This window comes from Desulfuromonas sp. KJ2020, assembly GCF_024197615.1.
Taxonomy (GTDB): domain Bacteria; phylum Desulfobacterota; class Desulfuromonadia; order Desulfuromonadales; family SZUA-540; genus SZUA-540.
Genome location: NZ_JAKUKE010000001.1, coordinates 1,126,629 through 1,147,890 on the forward strand (window position 1 = coordinate 1,126,629; position 21,262 = coordinate 1,147,890).

Consider the following 21,262-nt stretch of genomic DNA (forward strand, 5'->3'; position numbering starts at 1 on the left):
GAAGGGAGGACTCCTTCAGGTCAGGCTGGCCAGCTGCCCCTGATGGCGGTAGACGATGCGGTTGCGGCCCTGCTCCTTGGCCTGGTAGAGCAGACGGTCAGCTTCGCCCACCAGGTCGCTGGCAGCCCTCTCCCGGTCGGGGGTGACGGTCGCCAAACCGACGCTGATCGTCAGGGTCGGTTGCGTAGGCGCCTTCTCATTGGGGATTCCCAGGGCGCGGACCGCGTCCATAGCCTTGGCGACCAGGGGCAGAGCCTGCTTCTGGTCGGTGTTGCCGAACACCAGGACGAACTCTTCCCCGCCGTAGCGGGCGCACAGATCTTCGGGACGCTGGCTGAACTGGTTTAGCACCCTGGCGACCTGGATCAGACAGTCGTCGCCGGCCTGGTGGCCATAGGTGTCGTTGAACATTTTGAAGTGGTCGATATCGAACATGGCCAGAGTGACAGGCTGTTCATGGCGGACCGCCCGCCGCCATTCCCCCTGCAGAAATTCATCCAAGTGACGACGGTTGGCGATCCCCGTCAGACCGTCGAGGCGGGTCCTTTTGCGCACTTCCTCCTCGGCCAGCTTTCGTTCCGTGATGTTCTGATGAGAGATGACGTACAGGGACGTTTCGCGGAGGTGCAGGGGGGTGACGCGCATCATGAACCAGCGCAGCTGGCTGGGGCTGTGGCAAGGATACTCCAGGTAAAACAGCTCCTTTTTTCCGTCGATGACCTTCTTGATCCCCTCCAGCGCCTGCAGACCAAAATCCTCGCCCGCCTCCGTCGCCTGCCGGCAGACGTCCAGGTAGTTGACCTCCGCCCAAGAAGTCAGCTCGGGGCCCTCGTTCTGGCAGCAGAAATCCACCCAGGGTCGGTTGACAAAGACAATACCGCCGTCGTTGCGGATAACCACGATGTGTTCGGTGAGGGAATCGATCACCTGTTTAAGGAAGGCGGGGCTGTCGACCGGGGAGCAATCCGTTGTCATGAGGCCTATCCTTGGAGGAATAGATGGATGGAAAAAGTTTCCCTTTAGTCCGGAAGCGTCGAGAGGCGTAAAAAACGCACCTCCTCGGTGCTGTCAACCGCTACGGGGATGAGGAGAAAGGCCAGCCCCGCTACCGAGGTCTGCTGGCGCGCCTTGCCCTGGCCAGCGGTGTCAAGGCCCAGCTCGATCACTTGCCGGTAAGCGCCGAGCAGAGGCTCGCCCGGTTTCAGACCAGCCATGCCCGCCTGCGTTCCGAGCAGCAGGAGGCCGTCCTCAATCTCGAAGTCTTTTCCTTCGATATAACGACCGGACTTGATCATCTGGCGCCCCTGGTGGGCCGTCACTTCCACCACATCAGCCGCTGTCTGAATCACCGTGATGGTGTCGATCTCCGCATGATTCAAGGACGCGTCGTCCGGCCAGAGCAGGGCGGAGAGGTAGACCGGCCGATACCGTTCATCCCCTTCGCCCCTGTTTTGGTAGACCCCGCCGATTTCCCGCAGGCTGCTGACGGACGCAAAGGGGCGATTGTCCGCAGGTGTTGCGGTAGTGGAGGCGCAGGCTCCGAGGAAAAGGAGGGCGCTCAGAAGGATAGCGATGGGCGGTTTCATGCAGAAAGCATACACGATTCCAAGTCGCTGGTCTTCGCAGCGCCATTTTTTCTGTCAGCTAAGCTTTCTTGACAAATTCGGATTTGAGCTGCATGGCGCCGAAACCGTCGATCCGGCAGTCGATATTGTGATCCCCGTCGATGAGGCGGATGCTCTTCACGCGGGTGCCGACCTTGAGCGCCGATGAGGCTCCCTTGACTTTGAGGTCTTTGATGATGGTGACGGCGTCGCCGTCCTGGAGTTCGTTGCCGAAGGCGTCGCGGACGACGGGCTTCTCTTCCGTCGTCTCGGACCCCGCGTCCTGCGGCCATTCGTGGGCGCATTCGGGACAGACGTAGAGGGGGCCGTCTTCATAGGTGTAGGTGCCGTGGCATTGGGGGCATTCGGGGAGTGTGCTCATGGAAAACTCTTTCGGTTGGTTGACTATAAGATCGATGGATGAACGGAGCATACCCTGTTTGCCCGCTGAACGGAACCCGCAAAGTGTCGTGGGGAATTCTGTCGGGCTCCACCCCCTTTTCTCAGCATTGCTCGAACAGCTTGTTTTTGCGTGGAAAACGGGACTATAATTCGGCCTGAATTGGACTCTTGAATCCCTTGGAGGGAGTTAGGCATGAAAAGACGTTTCGGGGTGTGGCGGACCCTTTTATTGATGGGCTTGCTGGCGGCGGGATCCTTGGCGGATGGAGCCTGGCAGGAGGTTTCCGCCGAGGCCATAAGCCCCGCTGCGCTGGCGCAACTGGATGAACTGAGCCGCGAGGGGCAGTGGCTGGCACTCTTGGCCGCGGCCGACGAAGATATGCGGCGGTCGCCGGGCGCGGTTGAACCCGTGGTCTACAAGATGCGGGCTCTGCGCATGCTGGGGCACCTGGAGCCGGCTCGAAGCCTGGCCCGAGAAAAGCTGAAGTTGTTTGGTGAGCGGGCGGAGTTCTGGCTGGAAAAAGCCTGGGTCGAGGTGCTGGCGGGAGATTACCAGACAGGTCTCGCCGACGCCGACCGGGCTGCAGCCCGCAGGCCGGATCTGGCCGACGCGGTCTTGCTGCAAGGCGTCATCCACCGGGAACAGGAGAATTGGCGCGCCGCCGATACGGCTTTTGCCCGGGCCGAAGCGCTACGCCCCAACGATTCTCTCGTTCTACTCAACCGAGGACGTATCGCCGTCGAACAGGGCCGCTGGGAGGCGGCCATCGACCTGTTGAGCCGCAGCCTGGCTCTCCGGGCGGCCAGCGCCGAGACGTCCTTTCATCGCGGCCGGGCCTATGCGGCCAAAGGGGATCTGGCGGCGGCCAGTCACGACCTCACCCAGGCCATCCTGCAGCGTCCCGAGGTCGCGGCGCCCTATGTCGCCCGCGCGGAAGTTCTGGCCCGGGCGGGGATGTGGGCGCGGGCTGCGGACGATGCCGACACGGCCCTTGCCCTCGGTGCTCAAAGTCTGAGCGCCCATCTGGTCACCTGCCGCGCGGCCGAGGCCCTGGAGGCCTGGCCCGGCCTGGAACCGCGGGCCCAGGCCATGATCGCCGCATTTCCGGCTGAGGCTCAGGGCTATCGCTTTTACTCCCAGGCGTTGAATAATCTGGGAAGAACGGCCGCAGCGCTGCAGGCCTGCGATGAGGCGGTGCGCCTGGCGCCCGATGACGATCTGTTGCGGCTTGAACGGGCCACCCTGCAGATCGCCATGCAGCAGTATGCGGCGGCCGTAGACGATTGCACCGCCGTGCTGCGCCGGGAGCCGCTGGCCCTCGGCTATGCCCTGCGCGGTCTGGCCTGGCTGCGCCAGCACGATCTGGACCGGGCCGAAGAAAACGCTGCCAATGCTCTGACCCTCGATTCCGCTGTCGCTACGGCCCATCTGGTGCTGGCCGAGGTGCAACTGGCCCGCAGTCAGAGCACCCAGGCCCTGGCCTCGGCCCGACGTGCCCTGTACCTGGCGCCGCAGCTTTCCTGGGCCCAGGTGGTTCATGGCCAGGCCCTGCTGGCGATGGGACAGACGGCTGAGGCGCTGGAGGCGGCGAGTCAGACTATTGCCCAATCACCGGAGAGCGCCCAGGCCTATGCTCTGCGGGTGCGCTGCTATGTTGCCCTGGGCCAGAAACAGGCTGCCCGTAAAGACCTGGCCGAACTGGTTCGCCTCGATCCCGCCCTTGGCCAGCAGGTGCGGGACGAATTCCTTCCCTAACGAGAGGCCGTTGCCATGAAATGTAAAACCATCGCGATCGCACTGGCGGGTATCCTCGGCTGTGGGGGATTTTTCAGCAGTTCGGGGTGGGCCGGGGCCATTCCCGAAGCGACCTATCAGATTGACTGCCGCGGCACCATCGACTCCTGGATCATGAGCGGCGTGGTCAAAAGGGGGGATTGTTATTGTCCGTCTTCGACCTCGGAACCGGTCTGCAGCTTCAGCTCCAGCAGCAGTTCTTCATCCAGTTCCCGACCCGCCTCTCGTCCGCCGTCCCGACCGAAGAACAATCCCAACGCGGAGCTGTCGGCCTATGTCACCGGCATGGTCATGCAGCAACTGATTTCCCTGGTCTTCGCGCCGCCGTCCACTTCGACGGCGGAAGCCGAGAAGGCGCGGGCCCAGGCCGAATGGGAACAACAGCAGCAGATCCTGCAGGCCCGCCAAGAGCGGGCTCAGCGAGCGAGCCGCCTGCGTACGGCCTGGGATCAGCGGGATAAGGAGTCGTCCGAGGCTTTGAGCGATTTTTTCAGTGTGCCCGGAAGTGCCTATAACGGGGGGGATGCCGTGGCCCTCGACGGCAGCGGCATCGGTGGCGTGGTTCCGATCCTCGGGACGGGGGCGCCCGATGCTCCCCTGCCGTCCATGGCCAGCCGGATGCCGGCTTTGACCACCACCACCTCCGCCCTGCAGGAAGACATCCTCAAGGGGGCCGAGTCCGCCCACGAGGCCGCCTGGTCCTCTGTCAAGGACGCCATTTTTGAGGCGCTGCCCGACCGCTGGGAAAACGCTCGCCAGGCCGTGGAGCATATCGGTGAGGTGCGGGACTGGACTGGGGAACTCCTTGCCGCCATGGAGCCGGAAACCCTGACAGCCGCCGCCGCTTCCGCCCGGTCGGAGAAGTCCTGGCGCGTGCTTGATTCTCTCGACAGTGTCAGTCGCAAAGCGCCGGAAGCCAAGCTGGCGGAGGAAATGGAGGTCGGCGTCCGGCTTCTGCGTGGGGAAGAGCTGGCCGCCGACCAGGCCAAGACCTATGCCTTCGGCTTTTTAAAAGGTTTTCTGGTCGAAAAAGGTACCGACAGTATGCTGTCCGGTGGATTCTAGGCCTTTTAGCGCCTGAGGGCGATCTCCTGCTGCAGGGCGCCAAGGATCGGCCGCAGCACATCGAGGCGCTGACGGCAGAGGATGGCCAGCTCGCGATCCGGTGCCGGATCGCCTTCCCCCTTTTCCACCATGGCCTGGGCGCGGTCTTTGGCGCGCTCGGACTGCTCGTTGAGCTCCAGCGCCGCCCGCTCGATGCGGGTTACCAGTTCGAGCAGATCGTCCCGGTTACCCTCTCGCAGCGTTTTCGGCAGGGAGCGGTTCTTCGCCTCCAACAGCATGTTGTTGCTCCAGCGCAACAGCTCGGCGGCGCCCTTCCCCGACAACTCTGGCGTGTCGATGAAATCCTCCACCGGCGGTTCGCTGACGGGACTCAGGATGACCCGGGCCGGCTCGCCATTCTCCAGCAGCACTTTGGCCGAGGTCAGTGACCTGGCACTGCGCAGGTAGCCGGTCACCGGCTTCCAGCCGCCGTCCCCCTCACGTTTGGCCACCACAATACTTTCCTGGGGCGTCGATTTCCACGTCGGCCGGGTCGGAAAGATGAACAGCTTGGCGACCTGGGCCGAGTCACCGGCCGTGGCCGGGTTCGCTGTAGTTGCGGCCGCAGGTTGGCGTCGGGCTGTTTTCAGATCCTGTTCTGTCGGGGTGATCGGCACCTCAAAACCGAGAAAGGTCCACACCGGGCTGCCATCGAGGGTGTTCTGCTGGAGGCGCGCCGCTCGGTCCCGCACGGCCTGCTGTAACTGGGTCTGATCGGCCTGCCGGAGGGTCTGCACGATCGCCTCGACAGTCGCCTTCTGCTGTAGCTCCGAGGAGGATTCATATAATGTCGCAGCCCCTATGCCTGTAGAGCGCACATCAGCGGGGCCCGGTACCGGCAAAAGGGCGATAGGGGTGATCAGGGTGGCCCATTCGGCCTTTTTGGTGCGGAAGGTTACCGGGTCCAATGGCTGTTCCCCTTCTTTGGTGACCAGTGAAGGCGATACGTCGGTGTCGGTTGTGGTGGTAAAATATCCCGGCACGGCGAAGAGGGTGAAGGCAAGAAGATAGTTGAGAGGATTGTCAGGGCTGTGGCTTTTGCTGCTGATTCCAGGCTGCACCGGGATAGCTGTCATGTCATCGGAAAAAATGAGTGGATAGATTTTTTGCGCCTGGGCCTGCCAGGTTGCATCCACCAGGTGAATCTTGACGCCATCCAGACTGGCGCTGGTCGTGTTTTCCCCTGGTTTGAGGCTGGTGACGGTTCTAACGGACATGCAGCCGGAAACCAGGCAGACGGTGGCCAAAAGGGCCGGTATTCTGTGATGTAAAAGCCGCATAAGACAACCTCCTGAAACAAATGGAATGTTAACGACCACGCCGGACGATTTCCTGCTGCAGGGCGGCAAGAATCGGCCGCAGCACATCGAGGCGCTGGCGGCAGAGGATGGCCAGCTCGCGATCCGGCGCCGGATCGCCTTCTCCTTTTTCCACCATGGCCTGAGCCCGGTCCTTGGCGCGCTCGGCCTGCTCGTTGAGCTCCAGGGCCGCCTTTTCGATGCGGGTCACCAGGGCCAGCAGGTCTTCCCGGGGTTTCTCCTGCAGCATCCTCGGCAGCGACCGGTTCTTGGCCTCGAGGAGAATCCCGTTGCTCCAGCGCAGGTGCGCGGCGTTCATCTCTGCCGGCTCGATGAAGTCCTCCAGGGGCGGTTCGCTCACCGGGCGCACCAGGATGCGGCCCGGCCGGCCATCCTCCAGCAGGGCGCTGACAGCGGTCAACTCCCGGGCGCTGTGCAGGTAGCCCGAGTCGGGCTGCCACCCCCCCCTCTCGTTACGTCGGGCCACGATGATCTCCTGCAGCGGAGCGCTTTTTTCCCGTGCTTTTTCATCATAAACGCGCACGCTGTAGGCGGAGGCCGCCCACTGGGTCGTCATCCCCTCGGGAACGTAAGGGGCGAGTACCAGCCAGTGCGGTTTGCCTTCGATGTAGATCTCCTGCTGGGTCGAGGCGTCGCGATCCCGGTAGGCCCCTCGCAGGCGGGCGGGATCGGCCTGGCGCAGCGCCTGAACCGTCGCTTCAATGAGCGAGTCCCGGCTGAACTCGACGGGCTTGCTGGTATTGTAGGCGTCCTTGGACAGGGGGATGAAAAGGAAGATGCCATCTCGCGGCAGGTCCGACGGCCCCCCGATGGGAATGGCGCCGAGCGGTCCAATGAGGCTCATCCAGTAAACATCCTCGCGTTGCACGGGAATCGCGGTCGGGTGGAGGGCTTTATCGCCATCCCCCTGCACGGTCACGGCAAAATCCATCCTATCGTGGTTGGGAAAGGGGATGAGCCCCAGGGTAAGGGCGGTGAGCACGGAACCCTTGACGCCGATTTCGGGATCGGCGTTGACGGTCACCTTGATGGGCAGCGCCGAGGTGTCGTTGGAGAAGATGGCGGGGTAAAGTTGTATGGCCCGTTCGGCAAAAGGACCGGTCTCGGCCAAGGGCTTCAAGCGGTATGACACCCCGGCATCGCTGGTGTCGTAGGGCATGGACAAGGCCACGATTCGGAAGCGGCTGTCTTCTATCGTCTGTGCCGGATCACCTGAATACTTAAGTGATGAGGTGTAGCGTACCGACCCGCAACCGCTGAGCAGCAACGCCGCACCGATTAGAAAAATCCACCGCGTTTGAAATCCCATCATTGGTTTTCCCTCCCCCAGGAAAAAATGGCAGAAAATGCAGACCTCCTCAATAGGCCAGGACCAGACAAACGCCCATCTTTAAACGCTTTTGCCCGTCACAAGCCAACAGGTTGAGAATAATTTCTTTTTTGGAAAAATGCCACGAATCTCTTTGCTGGAGACTGAAACAGGGAAGCTCTAGCGGTCAACGGGAGAGAAAGGCGTCAGCCCTTGGCAGCGGCCGCCCGAGCCAGGCGGGTGAGGGTACGATCGAGGGTGGCGGCAAAGCGTTTGCGATCGTTGGGACCGAAGGGGGCCGGGCCCCCGGAGACGACACCGTCGTTGCGCAGGTCGGCGAGCAGGTCGCGCAGGGAGAGGCGTTCGCCGACGTTGTTTTGGTCGAGCAGATCGCCGCGCGGATCGATGACCTCGCCGCCGGCGGCGACGACACGGGCGGCCAGGGGGATGTCGGCGCTGATCACCAGGTCACCGGGGGCGACGGACTCGGCGATGTGGTCGTCGGCGGCGTCAAACCCGTCGTGCACATGCACCGAGGTGATGAGCGGCGAGTGATGCCGGCTCATCGGCTGGTTGGCGACCAGACAGACGGGGATCTGCAGGCGCTGCGCCGCCTTGAAGACGAGTTCGCGGGCCTGACGCGGACAGGCATCGGCATCGATCCAAATGGTCATCATCGCTCCCCCTGAATGAGGTGCAGCGGGGCCTCCAGGGTTTCACCGCCGCGGGTCAGGTAAAGCGTCCCCTCGGTGACAGTGAGGGACCAGTTGATGGCTCGCTCCAGGCTGGCGGCCAGGCGGCCGATAAATTCGGCGTCGAGGGCGAGAATGGTCAGGTTGGGCACGGAGGCCAGTTTGGCCTGATGCTGCTCCAGCCAGCGCCGCAGGCCGCTGCCGCTGGCGACCAGCACCACCCGCCCGGCGTGGCGACTCGCCTTGCGCAGGCGGTCAGCGTCGGGCAGGCCGACCTCGATCCACTCCAGCACCCGGCCGTCCGCCTCCCGGCTCCACAGATCCGGCTCGTCCCCGGCGCATATCCCCTTGGTGAAGCCCAGTTCCTCATGATAGCAGAGGGCGTAGGCCAGCAGGCGGGTCACCAGCCGCTCCGCCGTTTCGGAGGGGTGACGGGCTGCCGTCGTTTCAAGGCGGGCGTAACAGCCGCGGTCAAGATCGGCAAGATCGATGACGACGCGATAGATCGTGGCCGGCAGGGCCATGGGCGGATCCTTTGATGAGGGGGGATGAACGAAGGGCGAGTATGAGCAATGTCGCCGCCACTGTCAACTGGCCTGGCGGGGCGTGGCACTTTCGGAAGGTGGATGACACATTCCTGTGCACTCGCACACCGCTATTCTTTATGCAGGATGTAGTGTGCGGCCAGATCTCCGGTAATACGTCGTCCCCGGCGATCGAGCAGAAAGAGCCGGTTTTCACCGACCTGATAGTGCGTGGTGCCGTCATTTAGCTGAATGATGTTACCGCCTTCCAGCCAGGTGAAGGTCCCCTGTTCTACAAATATATGGTCTTCTTGGCCGAGATGGCGGGTTTCGAGGAGGTAGCTTGAATCCTCTCTGATGGTGAGGGTCGTTTTCAGCCCGGCGCAATCGGCGCAGGGCAACACGCCGGCGTAGGTGCCGGCCCAGTCGAGGGCGTTGCGGCTGTTATGTTCGTCTATGACCGGATAGTCTGCCGAAATTGAGGCACGATATGTGCAATTTGTCGACATCAGGGCCAACGCCACCAGGAGCACTCTGATCAGCTTTCTTGTCATGGACGTCCCTCCCCGCAGCCCGAAAAGAGCCGGCGGATCACCTCCTGCCGGTAGCTGAAAATATGCTCGAGCTGCCGGCGCACCCAAAGACGGTGCACCATGTCGCCCAAAAGGGAATAACCGATAGCGTAGTGAACCGTATCGACAATTTCAACGCCGTCCTTGACGGGGATGAACTGGTGCTGGTGGTACCAGAGCTTGTAGGGGCCAAGTCGCTGCTCATCGACAAAAGAGGACAGGAGCACCACATGCTTGATTTCGGTCAGCCACCGGACCCGGATGAAGGGCAGGATACGGATGCTGTAGCGGATGATCTGCCCCGCGTAGGTGGACGGCTCCTCGTCGCTCAGAATGCGAAAATGCATCGACGGCGGGGTGATGCGGTTGAGGTTGCCCGGCCGCGAAAAAAAGTCCCAGACTTCTTCGAGGCTGGCTGGCACGGTCTGGCGCGTGGTCAGAGTGTGAATCATGGTGTGGCGGAACCCTTTTGTGGAAAATTTTTAAGGTCATGGTGTTGCTGGCCCATGGAACCAGACGGCCAGGTACTCCCTTTGCCAGGTCAGCCACCACAGAGTTTTATAAGCATACCAGATTGCCATGGCGATGGCGCCGGTGGCGTCCGAGCATGGTCAATAAGAAGTTTTCACCGGCCACGGGTCGCCCTGGCGCAAAGGTTCACGGATGCCGATTAATTCGTTACGATACCGTTTTGCCCTGATTATATCCCTGGTGGCCGGTCTGCTGCTGACCCTGGTAATCTGGCTGAGCATCAGCATGTCCCACCGGGTGTCCCATAGCCAGCTGGAAACCAAGGAAGAAGTCTTCAGTGCCTTTCTGTTGGATATGACCCGCGGCGCTCTGCTGCAGGGTGAGTACGAGGTACTGCAGCTCTATCTGGAAAAGCTGAAGGCGGACCCGGAAATCATTGAGATTCGAGTGGCCGATTCCCGAGGGGTCATTGTCTCCAGCACCGTTCCCGCCGAATTGGGATCACGCCTGCCTTCACAGGTTAACGATGAGTTCAATCAGGTAACCCGGCGAGCCATTCGCAATGAGACCGGTCTGATCGGTACGGTCGAAACCACTTTTTCCCATGCGGAGATTGAAACTCAGCATCGACGGGTGTTAAAGGCCAGCGTGCTTATCGCCCTGGCGGGTATCGGTCTGGTCGTCGGCATCAGCCTGGCTCTCGGCTTTCTGTTGACCCGGCGCCTGGTACACCTGACGGAAGCCGCCACCCAACTGGCCCAGGGCGATCTGTCGGTGCAGGTTGACCTGGGGGGCAGTTCCGGTGATGAAATCGGGATATTGGGGGATGCCTTCAACACCATGGCCCGCCGGATGGAGACGATGGTCAAGGAGCTGCGTAACGTCAATGCCACCCTGGAAGAGCGGGTGCAGGAGCGCACCAACCTGCTGGAATCGGCCAACCATGAACTGGAAAAAGCGCGGGATGCGGCACAGATCGCCAACGTGGCCAAGGGGAGTTTTCTGGCCAACATGTCGCACGAAATCCGCACGCCGATGAATGCCATTCTCGGCATGACCCACCTGGCGCTCAAGACCGAGCTTTCCCCCCGCCAGCGCGAATACCTGCGCAAGGTCAACTCTTCCGCCGAGTCACTGCTGGGAATCATCAACGACATACTTGATTTTTCCAAAATCGAGGCCGGCCGCCTCGAGATGGAAAACCAGGAGTTTCTGCTGGAAGAGATGCTGGACAAGGTCGCCATGCTGGTGTCCGGCAAGATGCTCGAGAAGAGACTCGAATTTCTGGTGGAACTCGATCCGGACATTCCTTTCTCCCTCAAGGGGGACTCCCTGCGGTTGGGGCAGGTGCTGGTCAATCTGTGCAATAACGCGGCAAAGTTCACCGAACAGGGTGAAATTGTGCTGCGGGCCCGGATGCTGCGACAAAGTGGCGACCAGGTGCGCCTGCGCTTTTCCGTGCGCGATACGGGCATCGGCATGAGCCAGGATATGCTGGCACGGCTCTTCAGACCCTTCACGCAGGCCGACGCCTCCACCACGCGCAAATACGGCGGTACCGGCTTGGGGCTGGCGATCTGCAAGCAACTGGTGGAGATGATGGATGGGGAGTTTTCTGTCAGCAGTGTGCCCGGTCAGGGGAGTGAATTCAGTTTTACCGCCTGCCTTGGCCTTGGCCGTCTGGCGCCGCGTCCATTGGCGGCCTCGGCCTCCGGTCTGCGGGGGCGACGTATCCTGGTGGTGGATGACAACCCCACCGCCCGCGATATCTTCGAAAGTCAGCTTGTCGCCCTCGATTTTATAGTGGCCAGTGTGGACAGCGCCGACGCGGCCATGGCGGCCCTGCAGGAGGCCGAGCTGTGCGGCCAACCCTACCACCTGGTCATCATGGACTGGCTTATGCCGGCGATGGATGGTTTCGAAGCCGCCCGTCGCATCCGCCGCAGTCACACTCTCCGTCAGCGACCCCGTATCATCATGGCCACGGCCTATGGCTGCGAAGACACCATTCGCCGGGCGGCCGCCGAAGGGCTCGATGGCTACATCACCAAGCCGACCAGCCCGTCGGTTCTGCTCGACAGCATCATGGCCGCCTTGAGCCGGGAGAATGGCGAGCATGCCGCTCTGTCTGTCGCCACCAGCCAGGCCGGAGAAAAGGAAGCGCCCGCCCTGGCCGCTCTGCACGGGGGGCGGGTCCTGCTGGTTGAAGACAACGACTTCAACCGACAGGTGGCCATGGAGCTGCTGGCCTCTTTCGGCCTGCAGGTAACGACCGCCGAGAACGGCGCCGAGGCTGTCAGTCTTCTGGGTGGGCTCAAGCCTGACCTCGTCTTCATGGATATCCAGATGCCGGTCATGGATGGTTTTGAAGCGACCCGGCGGCTTCGACTTCTGCCGGAAGGAAGCCATGTCCCCATCGTCGCCATGACGGCCCACGCCATGGCCTCCGATCGGGAGAGCTGTCTGCAGGCCGGTATGGACGACTATCTGTCCAAGCCCATTGATCCCGAACAACTGAAGGCGGTGTTGCTCAAATGGATTCAGCCCGCCGCGCCACCCCTTGACACGGGTGCCGAGCCTGTTTCCGTGGCGGCCGTCCGCCTGCCGGAGAGCCTGACCGGAATCGATCTGGCCAAGGGCTTGCGCTACAGCAACAACAAGCCCGACTTTTATCTCGAACTGCTGCGTAACTTTGCCCGCGCCCGGCGACAGGCTGACGAAGAGATTCGGCAGGCTCTTGACAAGGGCGAGCACGAGGTCGCTCGCCGCTATGCCCATAGTCTCAAGTCAATCTGCGGCATCATCGGCGCCGAAGGTTTGGCTCAGGCTGCCGGGCGCCTGGAAACTGCCTTAAAAGATTCGCAGAACGATCCCGCCGGCGCCCTAGACGAGTTTTCCGGACAATTATCCGTGCTGATACAGGCGCTGGACAGTTGCCCGGAACTTACTCCCGGTCGGGTTACGGACGACGGGGAATCGGCGGATGCAGGTCTGTGTCTGCTGGCCGCCCGCGAAATCGACATGTTGCTGGACAGCGATCTGCCCGGGGCCATGAGGCACATCGACGCTCTGGAAAAATGGCTGGCGGGTGGGAGCCTCCGCCAAGAATTGACGGAACTGAAAGACTGTCTGGATGTCTTTGATATCGACCAGGCCCATGATATTCTGGCGCGGCTGATCGATGGACTGCGGCAGGAAGGAATCGAGTTGCGACATGCGCGATAATTTACGGCGACACAAGGTGCTGATTGTCGACGATACGCCCGAGTACATTCAGGTGCTCCTGAATCTGCTGCAGGATGTATATGCCATCGTCGTAGCCAACAACGGGGAACGCGCCTTGAAGCTGGCCTCGACGGAGCCCCTTCCCGACATCATTCTGCTCGATGTGCTGATGCCCGGCCTCGACGGGTACGAAGTCTGTCGTCGTCTCAAGGCCGATCCCCGCACCGCCGCCATTCCCGTCATCTTTCTGACCGGGCTGTCCGATCATCTCGATGAGCAGCGGGGTCTCGATCTCGGTGCCGTCGACTACATCCACAAGCCCTTCGCTCCTTCCCTGGTCAAGGCACGCCTGCGCAATCACCTCGAGCTCAAGACTCACCGCGACCACCTGGAAGAAATGGTGTCCGATCGCACCCGCGAACTGCTGTTGACCCAGGATGCCGCCATCTTCGGCTTGGGGATTTTGGCGGAGTATCGCGATATCGAGACGGGCGAGCACATTCGCCGCACCCAGGAGTATGTCCGGCTTATTGCCGAGGGCCTGAAGGATCACCCGCGCTTCAAGGGGTATTTTGACCGCAACACCCTGCGCCTGCTGCTCAACTCGGCGCCGCTGCACGATATCGGCAAGGTGGGGGTGGCGGATATCGTTCTGCAGAAACCCGGGCCTTTGACTCCGGCCGAAATGGATAGCATGAAACAGCACACCCTCTTCGGGCGGGAGATCATCAGCCGCATCGAAGCGGGGATGCACAACCAGCCGGCCTCTTCTTTCCTGCGTATTGCCGGGGAGATCGCCTACACCCATCATGAAAACTGGGACGGTAGCGGCTATCACGGTCTGAAGGGCGAAGAAATCCCTATTTCCGGCCGCCTGATGGCCCTGGCCGACGTTTACGACGCCCTGACCAGCGAAAGGGTCTACAAGCAGGCTTATAGCCACGAAGAAGCGGTTCGGCTGATAAGTGAGGGAGACGGCCGCACCTGCCCGGAACACTTTGACCCCTATGTCCTGCAGGCGTTTCTGGATCGGGCTGAAGAAGTCCGCATGGTTTGCCTGTTCTGTCGGGAGGATTCCCTCGATGCGGCTGTGGCGCCCTAGAGCCTACGGCGCTTGGCTTGAAATAAAAGCAGGTGAGGAGATACGCATGTCCTTAAATCGCTGGTACCGTCTGCCGGTTGCCCTGTTTGTTGTGCTTTTACTACAGGTTCCCGCCCAGGCTCTGGAGACTCCGGAGCAGCCACAGGAGTATGTTCTGGGTGTTTTTCCCTTTTTGCCTGTCGCCAACCTGGAAAGAATCTTCGCGCCCATCGCCGCTGACCTTTCCAAACAGTTGGGCCGGCCGATCAAGCTTCGCCTGAGCAGCTCCTACGAGAAGTTCATCGCCGAGCTCAAGAGAGAAAGCTTTGATATCGTCCATATTCACCCCTTCGATTATGTCCGGTTCGGGAAAAAACAGGGATATGAACCACTGGTCGCCCGATCGGAAAATCTGTTCGCGCTCTTCTCGGTCAAAATCGATTCGCCGATCAACGCCATTGGCGAGCTGCAGGGAAGAGTGGTCGGCACTCCACCTGTTACTGGCTCGGTGACCTATCTGGCCCTGGCTGAACTGCGGAATAACGGTCTGGTGCCCGACCAGGATGTCACGATTGAGAACTTCTCCAACCACCTGGCCTGTCTGCAACAGCTGCAAATCGGCAATATCGACGCCTGCGCCACCAGCTCCTCCACGTTGAAAACCTTTGAGTCCCAATTCGGGCTGTCCCTCAAACGTATCGGGCAATCGGGAGAAATTTCCCACACCCTGTTTGCAGCCCACGGGCGTTTGCCGGCCGCTGAACGGGCCGTCATTAAAAAATTCCTGCTCTCCTGTCAGCTCTCCTATATTGACGAGAATCTTCGGGAACTCTTCATTGAATCGTCCGATGCGAAAAGCGGCCGCTATTTCAAGGCGGTAAGCGATGCGGACTACGATCAGGCCCGCCAGATTCTAGAACGATTGTCTGCCCCTTGAGGGGGTTTCTGCAGGATGGGTCGGGTAAAAACTTTGCCGCCTTCGTCAAGAAATGACGGACAGGATATGAGGGATTGTGGGCCTTGAAAAACGAACGAACGATTCTCACAAGGCCGAAAGGGGGCACCTGTTGTCGGTGCGATCGGGTTTTCTGAAAAAGACGGTATGGGGGTTTTGGCTGGCGATGCTGGTGTCCCTCTGTCTGGGCGCCGCGGCCCAGGCCACAGAGACCCTGACCCTGGGCGTCTTCGCCTATCGCCCCAAACCCCTTCTCCAGCAGGCCTACCAGCCCCTGGCCGATTATCTGACTTCCCAGCTCAAAGACGCCACGGTCGAGCTGCGTGTGCTCGCCATGGAAGAGTTCGAGCCGGCCCTGGACGCCGGCGAGATCGATCTGCTCTTCACCAACCCCAGTCATTATACGGTATTGCGCAACCGCAATTCTCTCACCGGTGCTCTGGCCACCCTGATCAGCATTCAGGACGGCGTGCCCACCAGCAATCTGGGTGGTGTGATCATTACCCGTTGGGAGCGGTCCGATGTGGTCTCGCTGACCGATCTGCGTCGGCACCGCCTCGCGGTTCCCGGCACCAAGTTTCTGGGCGGATATCAGACTCAGGCTTTCGAGGTGCTCCAGGCCGGTCTCAAGCTTCCAGAAGAGGCTACGGTCCTTGTGGCCCAAAGTCATGACGCCGTTGTGCAAAAAGTGTTGTCCGGCGAGGTTGACGCTGGTTTTATCCGCACCGGCATCATTGAGCAATTGACCGCTGAGGGCACGCTCGACCCAAGCCGTCTGCGCGTACTTCATCCGCAGAAACATCCCGGCTTCCCCTACCGGATCTCTACCCGACTCTATCCCGAATGGCCGTTTGTCGCTCTGCCTCATGTGGACAGCGCGCAGGTGAGAAAAGTCGCTGCCGCCCTGCTGGCTCTCGAGGCCTCGCATCCTGTCGCCATCGCCGCCGGCATTGGCGGGTTCGCGCCGCCGGCCGATTATACGCCGGTTGACGAGTTGGCCCGCGCCCTGCGCCTGCCGCCCTACGACCAGGCGCCAGCCTTCACCTGGGCCGACATCTGGGCGAAATACGAGATACTCATTGTGATTGTCGTGACCTTCCTGGGGGTGACGACGCTGCTGCTGATCTTGATCATACGCAGCAACCGGGCTCTCGAACTGGCCTGTCGCGAGCAGCAGCTTGAGCGCCAAACGGCACAGAACTATCTGGACACGGTGCAGACCCTGATGCTGGCCCTGGACAAACAGGGGCGCATCACCATGATCAACCGCTTCGGCTGTGCCCTGCTGGGCTATGAGGAAAAGGATCTCCTCGGCCGCAACTGGTTTGCAGCCTGTCTGCCCCAACCCGAGGGGATGGAGAAAATTTATCCTTTTTTCCAAAGGGTGGTTGACGGCGCCATCGAACCGGACCGGGCACAAGGCTATGAAAATCCGGTGCAGTGCCGCGATGGCAGTCGGCGTCTGCTGACCTGGCAGGTGGCTCTGCTGCGGGATGAAGACGGACGTGTTCTCGGCTCTCTGAACTCGGGGCAGGACATTACCGAAAAGCGGACAGCCCAGGAGGCGCTGCAGGAGGAAAGGCAGCGTCTGGCCAATATTCTGTGGGGGACCGGCACCGGCACCTGGGAGTGGAACGTGCAAACGGGCGAGACCCGCTTCAATGAACGCTGGGCCCAGATGATCGGCTACTCTCTGGAAGAAATCGGTCCTATAAGCATCGCCACCTGGGAAAGATTCACCCATCCCGACGACCTGGCCCGCTCCGAGCAGGCTCTGCAGCGCCATTTCACTGGCGAAGTCGAGAACTACGAATGCGAGGCGCGTATGAGGCACCGGGACGGTCACTGGATCTGGGTTCTCGACCGGGGCCGCATTATCTCCCGGGACGCCGAGGGCCGACCCCTGTGGATGGCAGGTACCCATTTGGAGATCACCGCGCGCAAAAGGGCCGAAATGGCCTTGCGGCAGAGCGAGGAATATCACCGTTCAGTTGTCGAGGTGTTGGCGGAAGGGATCGTTGTCCAGGATATCGAAGGCCGCATCGTCGAGTGCAATCCCTCGGCGATACGCCTTTTGGGGCTACCGCGCGAAAAGATCTGCGGCCGCATGCTGCTGGAACTGGGCACCAGGATCCTGCGATCCGACGGCAGTCCCTATCCCCCCGACGAGTCTCCTGTCGTACGCTGCTTGCGGGATGAACAGCCGATTTACAACGAAGTGGTAGGTATCGGCAGGTCCTCCGGCGACATCCTCTGGCTCAGCCTCAACACCCAGCCGGTCTACGACACCAAGGAGAGCAGCGCCGCTGTTCCCGCCATTGTCTCCTCCTTCGTGGACATTACCACGCACCGGCAGCAGCAAAAGCAGCTTGAATACCTGGCGCACTATGACGCCCTGACCCACCTGCCCAACCGCGTCCTGCTGGTCGACCGTTTAAAGCAGGCCATGGCGCAGGTCAAGCGCCGCAGCCAGCATTTGGCCGTCGTGTACATCGATCTCGATGGTTTCAAAGAGGTGAATGATCACTACGGCCATGACGAGGGGGATGAGCTGCTTAAAGCCCTGGCGGGCCGCATGCAAGAGGTGCTGCGTGAGGTGGATACCGTGTCCCGCATAGGCGGTGACGAATTCATTGCCGTTCTGAGCGACCTGCCGGAGAGGGATGCCGTGCTGCCGCTCGTCGAACGTCTGCTCGACTGCTGCTCGCGCCCCTTTGACATCCAGGGCAGCCAGGTTCAGGTATCCGGCTCTCTCGGCGTCACCTTCTATCCGCAGCCCGGCCCCGTCGAAGCCACCCAGTTGATGGCTCAGGCCGATCAAGCCATGTACCAGGCCAAGCAGGCCGGCAAGAACCGCTATCGTCTGTTTGCTGGTGCGGAAGGATAAGCCTGGCGGCAAAGTTGGCGGGGCATTTAGGGATGATTCACAAAGATCAGGTTCTCGACGTCAAAACCTCGCGCGGCCGCTGAGGCGATAAACCGCTTCTGCACTTCCTCGTCGACCTGAGGGGTTCGGGCCAGCAGCCACAGATACGAGGTGTCGGGGCCGCAGACGAAGGCGTACTGGTAATTTTCGCGGTCAAGCTCAAAAATCACGTACGAGCCGTAAAAGGGGCCGAAAAACGATACCTTCAGATAACCCTCGCTCGGCTCGCGCACGAAATAAGCCTTGCCTTCCGCCTCCTTCCAGCGATTTTCCGTTGGCGAAAACCCCCGGTTTATGACCCGGACCCCGCCATCCCCGCGCCGGCTGTATTCGGCCGATACCCGTTCCAGTCCCCGCTCGAAGGAGTGATCCAGTCGGGCGATTTCGTACCAGGTTCCCAGATAGCGGTCAAGGTCAAACCCCTGTACAGGGCGAACCTGTTCCGGCATACCCAGGCAGCCGCCGAAACAGAGGGCGACGAAGGCGACAAGCCAGGTTCTCAGCCTCCTTTTCGGGGACAACGGATGGCCGTCTCGGTGCATGCTCCTGTCTCCCTTCCGGCTAGCGGTCAAAAGCCTGCCCCTTTTTCATCAGAAAATAGCCGGAGGTCAGGGCCAGAATAATGGCGGCGATGCCCAGCATGACCCAGCTGTCTGCCTCTTGAAGGTCCAGAATGATGACTTTGCGGGCGATGGCGATGATGGCGACGGAGAGCACGACCTCATAATGGGGCTGCCCCTGGGTCTGGAAGGTTTTGATGATGGTTTCGAGCAGTTCGATGCCGATGAGGACCAGCAGAAAGAGACCGAATATTTCCAGGAGTTGTTCGATGCTCAGCAGAAAGAGGGGAGGTTCAAGGATGTCCTTGATAATGAGCCAGCCCAGGTCAAGCGTGGCAAGACCCAGCACAATGGCCATCATGATCATGAGAGCCTTGATCATGAGCCGCTCGTATTGCTTCAGGATGGTAAACATGGTGGCCTCTTAGCGACTCTATTGCAGGGACCGCTCCATATAGCGCGCTGTCGGGTCCGGGTTGAAGCAGTAAGGTTCAATATCCGCAAAACCGAGACTTTTGTAAAGACTTATCGCCGGGGTCATGCGGGCCAGGGTATCCAGCCGCATGTGCTGAAAGCCCAGGACTCTGGCCTCGTCGAGAAGTTTTTCGCACAGGCGTCGTCCTATGCCCAGGCCTTTGAAGCGCTCGTGGACAAAGAGCCGCTTCATCTCGCAGATTTCCGTCGACAGCCGCCGCAGCCCCACACCGCCGGCCAGTTCTCCAGCCTGCCAGGCCAGCAGGAAGACCCCGGCGGGCGGGCCGTACATGGCCGAAAAGCGCGACAGCTCGAGCTCTTCTTCGACGTTCTGAAAGGACAGATCCATATCCAACCACTGCAAATAGGCCCTGGTCAGTCCGATGGCGGCGCTGAAATCCTCCCCTGTCAGACACCGGGCGAGGCGTATCCCGTCGCCCTGAGGCCGGCATGTGTAGGTCTGCTTGTGGCCTTTTTCTTCATAGCCTGCGACCACCCTTTGCGCCCCCTGGCGTGAAAGCCCCGCGGCCACGGTAAAGGTGTTGCCGTTGTCGTCCAGCCGGACAACGCACCAGTCGTCGTCCCTGGCAGCTTCCTGTTGTTTGCTCTGCCCTTTGTCCATTGCCATTACCATTAACCTGACAGCTGTCATCAAAAAAACCGAGCCCTTCGGCTGAAGGGCTCGGGGCGTTGCGTCGGTTGTAATCAGGATATCAGAGAAAAGCGCTCTTTGGGCACGTTGCAGACCTCGCAGCGGTCGGGCGCCTCGTCGTAGACCGTGTTGCCACAGATCTCACAGACATAGACCGCCCGCTCGGGCAGGTCGCCGCCACCTTTCACGGCTGCCAGGGCTGCCGAGTACAGATCGTAATGCACCTCTTCCACGGCCAGGGCGTTGCGGAAGCTGACTTCGGCTGCCTTGTCCCCTGCGCGCTTGGCTTCTTCCAAGTAAGGAGGGTACATTTTCTGAAACTCGAAGCCTTCGCCGTCGATGGCTTCCTGCAGATTCTCAAGGGTCTTCTTGATGCCGCCCATGGCGCGCAGATGGGCATGGGCATGGATCGTCTCCGCGTGGGCCGCTGCCCGGAAGAGCTTGGCGACCTGGGGGTAGCCATCGGCCTCGGCCTGTTTGGCGAAGGCCAGATATTTGCGGTTGGCTTGACTTTCTCCGGCAAAAGCTTCAGCAAGATTCTCTTTGGTAGACATTCTGTTCTCTCTCCTTTTTGTGGTGATAGGGCGACCGCAAGGTCACCGTCGAAAATGATCAGTTGTTGTGGCAATCGGGACAGAGCCCGAAAAAATCGAGCCGGAACCCGGCGATATGGAAGCCGGTGGCGCTGGCGGCTTCCTGTTGCAGGAAATCCAGCGGCGGTGCGTCAAAATCCATGACCTTCAGGCAGCGATTGCAGATGACATGAGGGTGTGGCGCCGGATTGCGGCCGTCATAACGCGTTGTTCCATCCTTCATGGGCAGTTCGGTCAGCTCTCCCATGTCCCGTAGCAGGGCCGCCGTTTTGTAGACCGTCGCCAGGCTGAGGGTCGGAAACTGTTGGCGCAGCTGTTCGTAGACCTCCCCTGGCCCTGGGTGCGCCTTGCTGGTGCAAAGAAGCTTCAGCACCGCATAACGTTGTGGCGTGACACGAAAATCCCGTTGACGCAAGGAATCGATGATGAGGTTAAGACGCGTGTCCATACAGGGGGTTGCCTTTGTTTGGGATAAGCTTTAGTTGTGGATAATAATTATCCATAAAGGGGAAATTGTCAAGACTAAAAGAAGCTGGCGCTTTGGGGAGCGGTTAGAAGGTGGTAAACAAAGATGTCGTTCACGGGGGGCAGGGTGTTTTACTGGCCTGAAAAATACAGAACAGCCATGCCGAGGCCGGTGATGCCGATGGCCAAAACAATGGCCAGCACGAACTGTTTAAGGCGGCTTTCGTGCTGTTTCTTGGCATCAGCAACAAAAGGGTCGTTCAGGGTGAGGCAGCCGTCATAGGCGTTCCAGAAGCAGGTGAGGTTCTTGCCCATGCCGGTGATGTTCCGGTTGAAAAAATCCGGGTGATTCTTTTTGAGATAGAACCACAGCTGAAAATGGACCGTGATGAACCGGAAAAAACTGCCAAGCAGCAAAACGGCCACAATCCAGAAAATGGCGAAGACGCTAACCAAGGATCAATCCTTTCGACCGGGCTAAGGAAATAACGGGTTGTGGATGGGTGGGGGCACAGAAGGGGGATACCTTCTGTGCCCCC

General features: G+C 60.6%; 21 protein-coding genes. 6 read left to right on the forward strand and 15 right to left on the reverse strand.

Features of this window, described 5'->3' with window-relative positions:
* Positions 1 to 15: 15 nt before the first annotated feature.
* Genes MJO47_RS05155 through MJO47_RS05165 form a run of 3 tightly spaced genes read right to left on the reverse strand, consistent with a single transcriptional unit; the run spans position 16 to position 1,986 of the window.
* Positions 16 to 975, reverse strand: a complete 960-nt coding sequence (locus MJO47_RS05155) for a sensor domain-containing diguanylate cyclase (RefSeq protein WP_253960046.1) — start codon at positions 973 to 975, stop codon at positions 16 to 18.
* Positions 976 to 1,019: 44 nt separating this feature from the next.
* Positions 1,020 to 1,586 carry a hypothetical protein gene (locus MJO47_RS05160; RefSeq protein WP_253960047.1) on the reverse strand — a complete coding sequence of 189 codons (567 nt, stop codon included), beginning with the start codon at positions 1,584 to 1,586 and terminating at the stop codon, positions 1,020 to 1,022.
* A gap of 58 nt (positions 1,587 to 1,644) precedes the next feature.
* On the reverse strand, positions 1,645 to 1,986 hold the full coding sequence (locus tag MJO47_RS05165) for a zinc ribbon domain-containing protein YjdM (protein ID WP_155874894.1): 342 nt from the start codon (positions 1,984 to 1,986) through the stop codon (positions 1,645 to 1,647).
* Positions 1,987 to 2,199: 213 nt separating this feature from the next.
* Between MJO47_RS05165 and MJO47_RS05170 the strand changes: the two genes are divergently transcribed.
* Both MJO47_RS05170 and MJO47_RS05175 read left to right on the forward strand, forming a co-directional pair.
* Positions 2,200 to 3,762: a tetratricopeptide repeat protein gene (locus MJO47_RS05170; protein ID WP_253960048.1), complete on the forward strand. Its 1,563-nt coding sequence runs from the start codon at positions 2,200 to 2,202 to the stop codon at positions 3,760 to 3,762.
* 15 nt (positions 3,763 to 3,777) lie between these two features.
* The gene (locus tag MJO47_RS05175; RefSeq protein ID WP_253960049.1) at positions 3,778 to 4,866 is read left to right on the forward strand and encodes a hypothetical protein; all 1,089 of its coding nucleotides are present in this window, start codon (positions 3,778 to 3,780) and stop codon (positions 4,864 to 4,866) included.
* Between the two features lie 5 nt (positions 4,867 to 4,871).
* On the opposite strand, the gene MJO47_RS05180 is transcribed toward MJO47_RS05175, so the two are convergent.
* The 6 genes from MJO47_RS05180 to MJO47_RS05205 form a co-directional block, all read right to left on the reverse strand.
* The gene (locus MJO47_RS05180; protein ID WP_253960050.1) at positions 4,872 to 6,185 is read right to left on the reverse strand and encodes a hypothetical protein; all 1,314 of its coding nucleotides are present in this window, start codon (positions 6,183 to 6,185) and stop codon (positions 4,872 to 4,874) included.
* Between the two features lie 28 nt (positions 6,186 to 6,213).
* A complete protein-coding gene (locus MJO47_RS05185) occupies positions 6,214 to 7,536 on the reverse strand; it encodes a hypothetical protein (RefSeq protein WP_253960051.1) in 1,323 nt (440 codons plus the stop codon).
* Positions 7,537 to 7,739: 203 nt separating this feature from the next.
* Positions 7,740 to 8,207 (reverse strand): YaiI/YqxD family protein, encoded by a 468-nt coding sequence (locus MJO47_RS05190; protein WP_155874899.1) that lies wholly within the window; start codon positions 8,205 to 8,207, stop codon positions 7,740 to 7,742.
* Positions 8,207 to 8,749, reverse strand: coding sequence for a YaeQ family protein (locus MJO47_RS05195; protein ID WP_253960052.1), 543 nt, complete (start codon positions 8,747 to 8,749; stop codon positions 8,207 to 8,209). The genes MJO47_RS05190 and MJO47_RS05195 overlap by 1 nt, the downstream gene beginning before the upstream one ends.
* Before the next feature lie 131 nt (positions 8,750 to 8,880).
* Positions 8,881 to 9,303 (reverse strand): copper resistance protein NlpE, encoded by a 423-nt coding sequence (locus MJO47_RS05200; RefSeq protein WP_253960053.1) that lies wholly within the window; start codon positions 9,301 to 9,303, stop codon positions 8,881 to 8,883.
* Positions 9,300 to 9,773 carry an SRPBCC family protein gene (locus MJO47_RS05205; protein WP_253960054.1) on the reverse strand — a complete coding sequence of 158 codons (474 nt, stop codon included), beginning with the start codon at positions 9,771 to 9,773 and terminating at the stop codon, positions 9,300 to 9,302. Before MJO47_RS05205 ends, MJO47_RS05200 begins: the two co-directional genes overlap by 4 nt.
* Positions 9,774 to 9,984: 211 nt before the next feature.
* Between MJO47_RS05205 and MJO47_RS05210 the strand changes: the two genes are divergently transcribed.
* From MJO47_RS05210 to MJO47_RS05225, 4 genes are all read left to right on the forward strand, one after another.
* Positions 9,985 to 13,017, forward strand: coding sequence for a response regulator (locus tag MJO47_RS05210; RefSeq protein ID WP_253960055.1), 3,033 nt, complete (start codon positions 9,985 to 9,987; stop codon positions 13,015 to 13,017).
* Positions 13,007 to 14,119 carry a two-component system response regulator gene (locus MJO47_RS05215; RefSeq protein ID WP_253960056.1) on the forward strand — a complete coding sequence of 371 codons (1,113 nt, stop codon included), beginning with the start codon at positions 13,007 to 13,009 and terminating at the stop codon, positions 14,117 to 14,119. Before MJO47_RS05210 ends, MJO47_RS05215 begins: the two co-directional genes overlap by 11 nt.
* 46 nt (positions 14,120 to 14,165) lie before the next feature.
* Entirely contained in the window at positions 14,166 to 15,035 is an 870-nt protein-coding gene (locus MJO47_RS05220; protein WP_253960057.1) for a phosphate/phosphite/phosphonate ABC transporter substrate-binding protein, read from the forward strand.
* 76 nt (positions 15,036 to 15,111) lie between these two features.
* Positions 15,112 to 17,940 (forward strand): diguanylate cyclase domain-containing protein, encoded by a 2,829-nt coding sequence (locus MJO47_RS05225; protein WP_253960058.1) that lies wholly within the window; start codon positions 15,112 to 15,114, stop codon positions 17,938 to 17,940.
* Between the two features lie 26 nt (positions 17,941 to 17,966).
* Here MJO47_RS05225 and MJO47_RS05230 read toward each other — a convergent pair whose 3' ends face one another.
* The 6 genes from MJO47_RS05230 to MJO47_RS05255 all read right to left on the reverse strand — a co-directional run bounded on the left by MJO47_RS05230 (position 17,967) and on the right by MJO47_RS05255 (position 21,179).
* Positions 17,967 to 18,482: a lipocalin family protein gene (locus MJO47_RS05230; protein WP_371926644.1), complete on the reverse strand. Its 516-nt coding sequence runs from the start codon at positions 18,480 to 18,482 to the stop codon at positions 17,967 to 17,969.
* 58 nt (positions 18,483 to 18,540) lie between these two features.
* Positions 18,541 to 18,954 carry a phosphate-starvation-inducible PsiE family protein gene (locus MJO47_RS05235; protein WP_253960060.1) on the reverse strand — a complete coding sequence of 138 codons (414 nt, stop codon included), beginning with the start codon at positions 18,952 to 18,954 and terminating at the stop codon, positions 18,541 to 18,543.
* An 18-nt stretch (positions 18,955 to 18,972) separates the two neighbouring features.
* Positions 18,973 to 19,641 carry a GNAT family N-acetyltransferase gene (locus MJO47_RS05240; RefSeq protein ID WP_253960061.1) on the reverse strand — a complete coding sequence of 223 codons (669 nt, stop codon included), beginning with the start codon at positions 19,639 to 19,641 and terminating at the stop codon, positions 18,973 to 18,975.
* Positions 19,642 to 19,718: 77 nt separating this feature from the next.
* Positions 19,719 to 20,219, reverse strand: coding sequence for a rubrerythrin family protein (locus MJO47_RS05245; protein WP_253960062.1), 501 nt, complete (start codon positions 20,217 to 20,219; stop codon positions 19,719 to 19,721).
* A gap of 58 nt (positions 20,220 to 20,277) precedes the next feature.
* On the reverse strand, positions 20,278 to 20,706 hold the full coding sequence (locus MJO47_RS05250) for a Fur family transcriptional regulator (protein ID WP_253960063.1): 429 nt from the start codon (positions 20,704 to 20,706) through the stop codon (positions 20,278 to 20,280).
* Between the two features lie 149 nt (positions 20,707 to 20,855).
* Entirely contained in the window at positions 20,856 to 21,179 is a 324-nt protein-coding gene (locus MJO47_RS05255; protein ID WP_253960064.1) for a hypothetical protein, read from the reverse strand.
* Positions 21,180 to 21,262 lie beyond the last annotated feature (83 nt).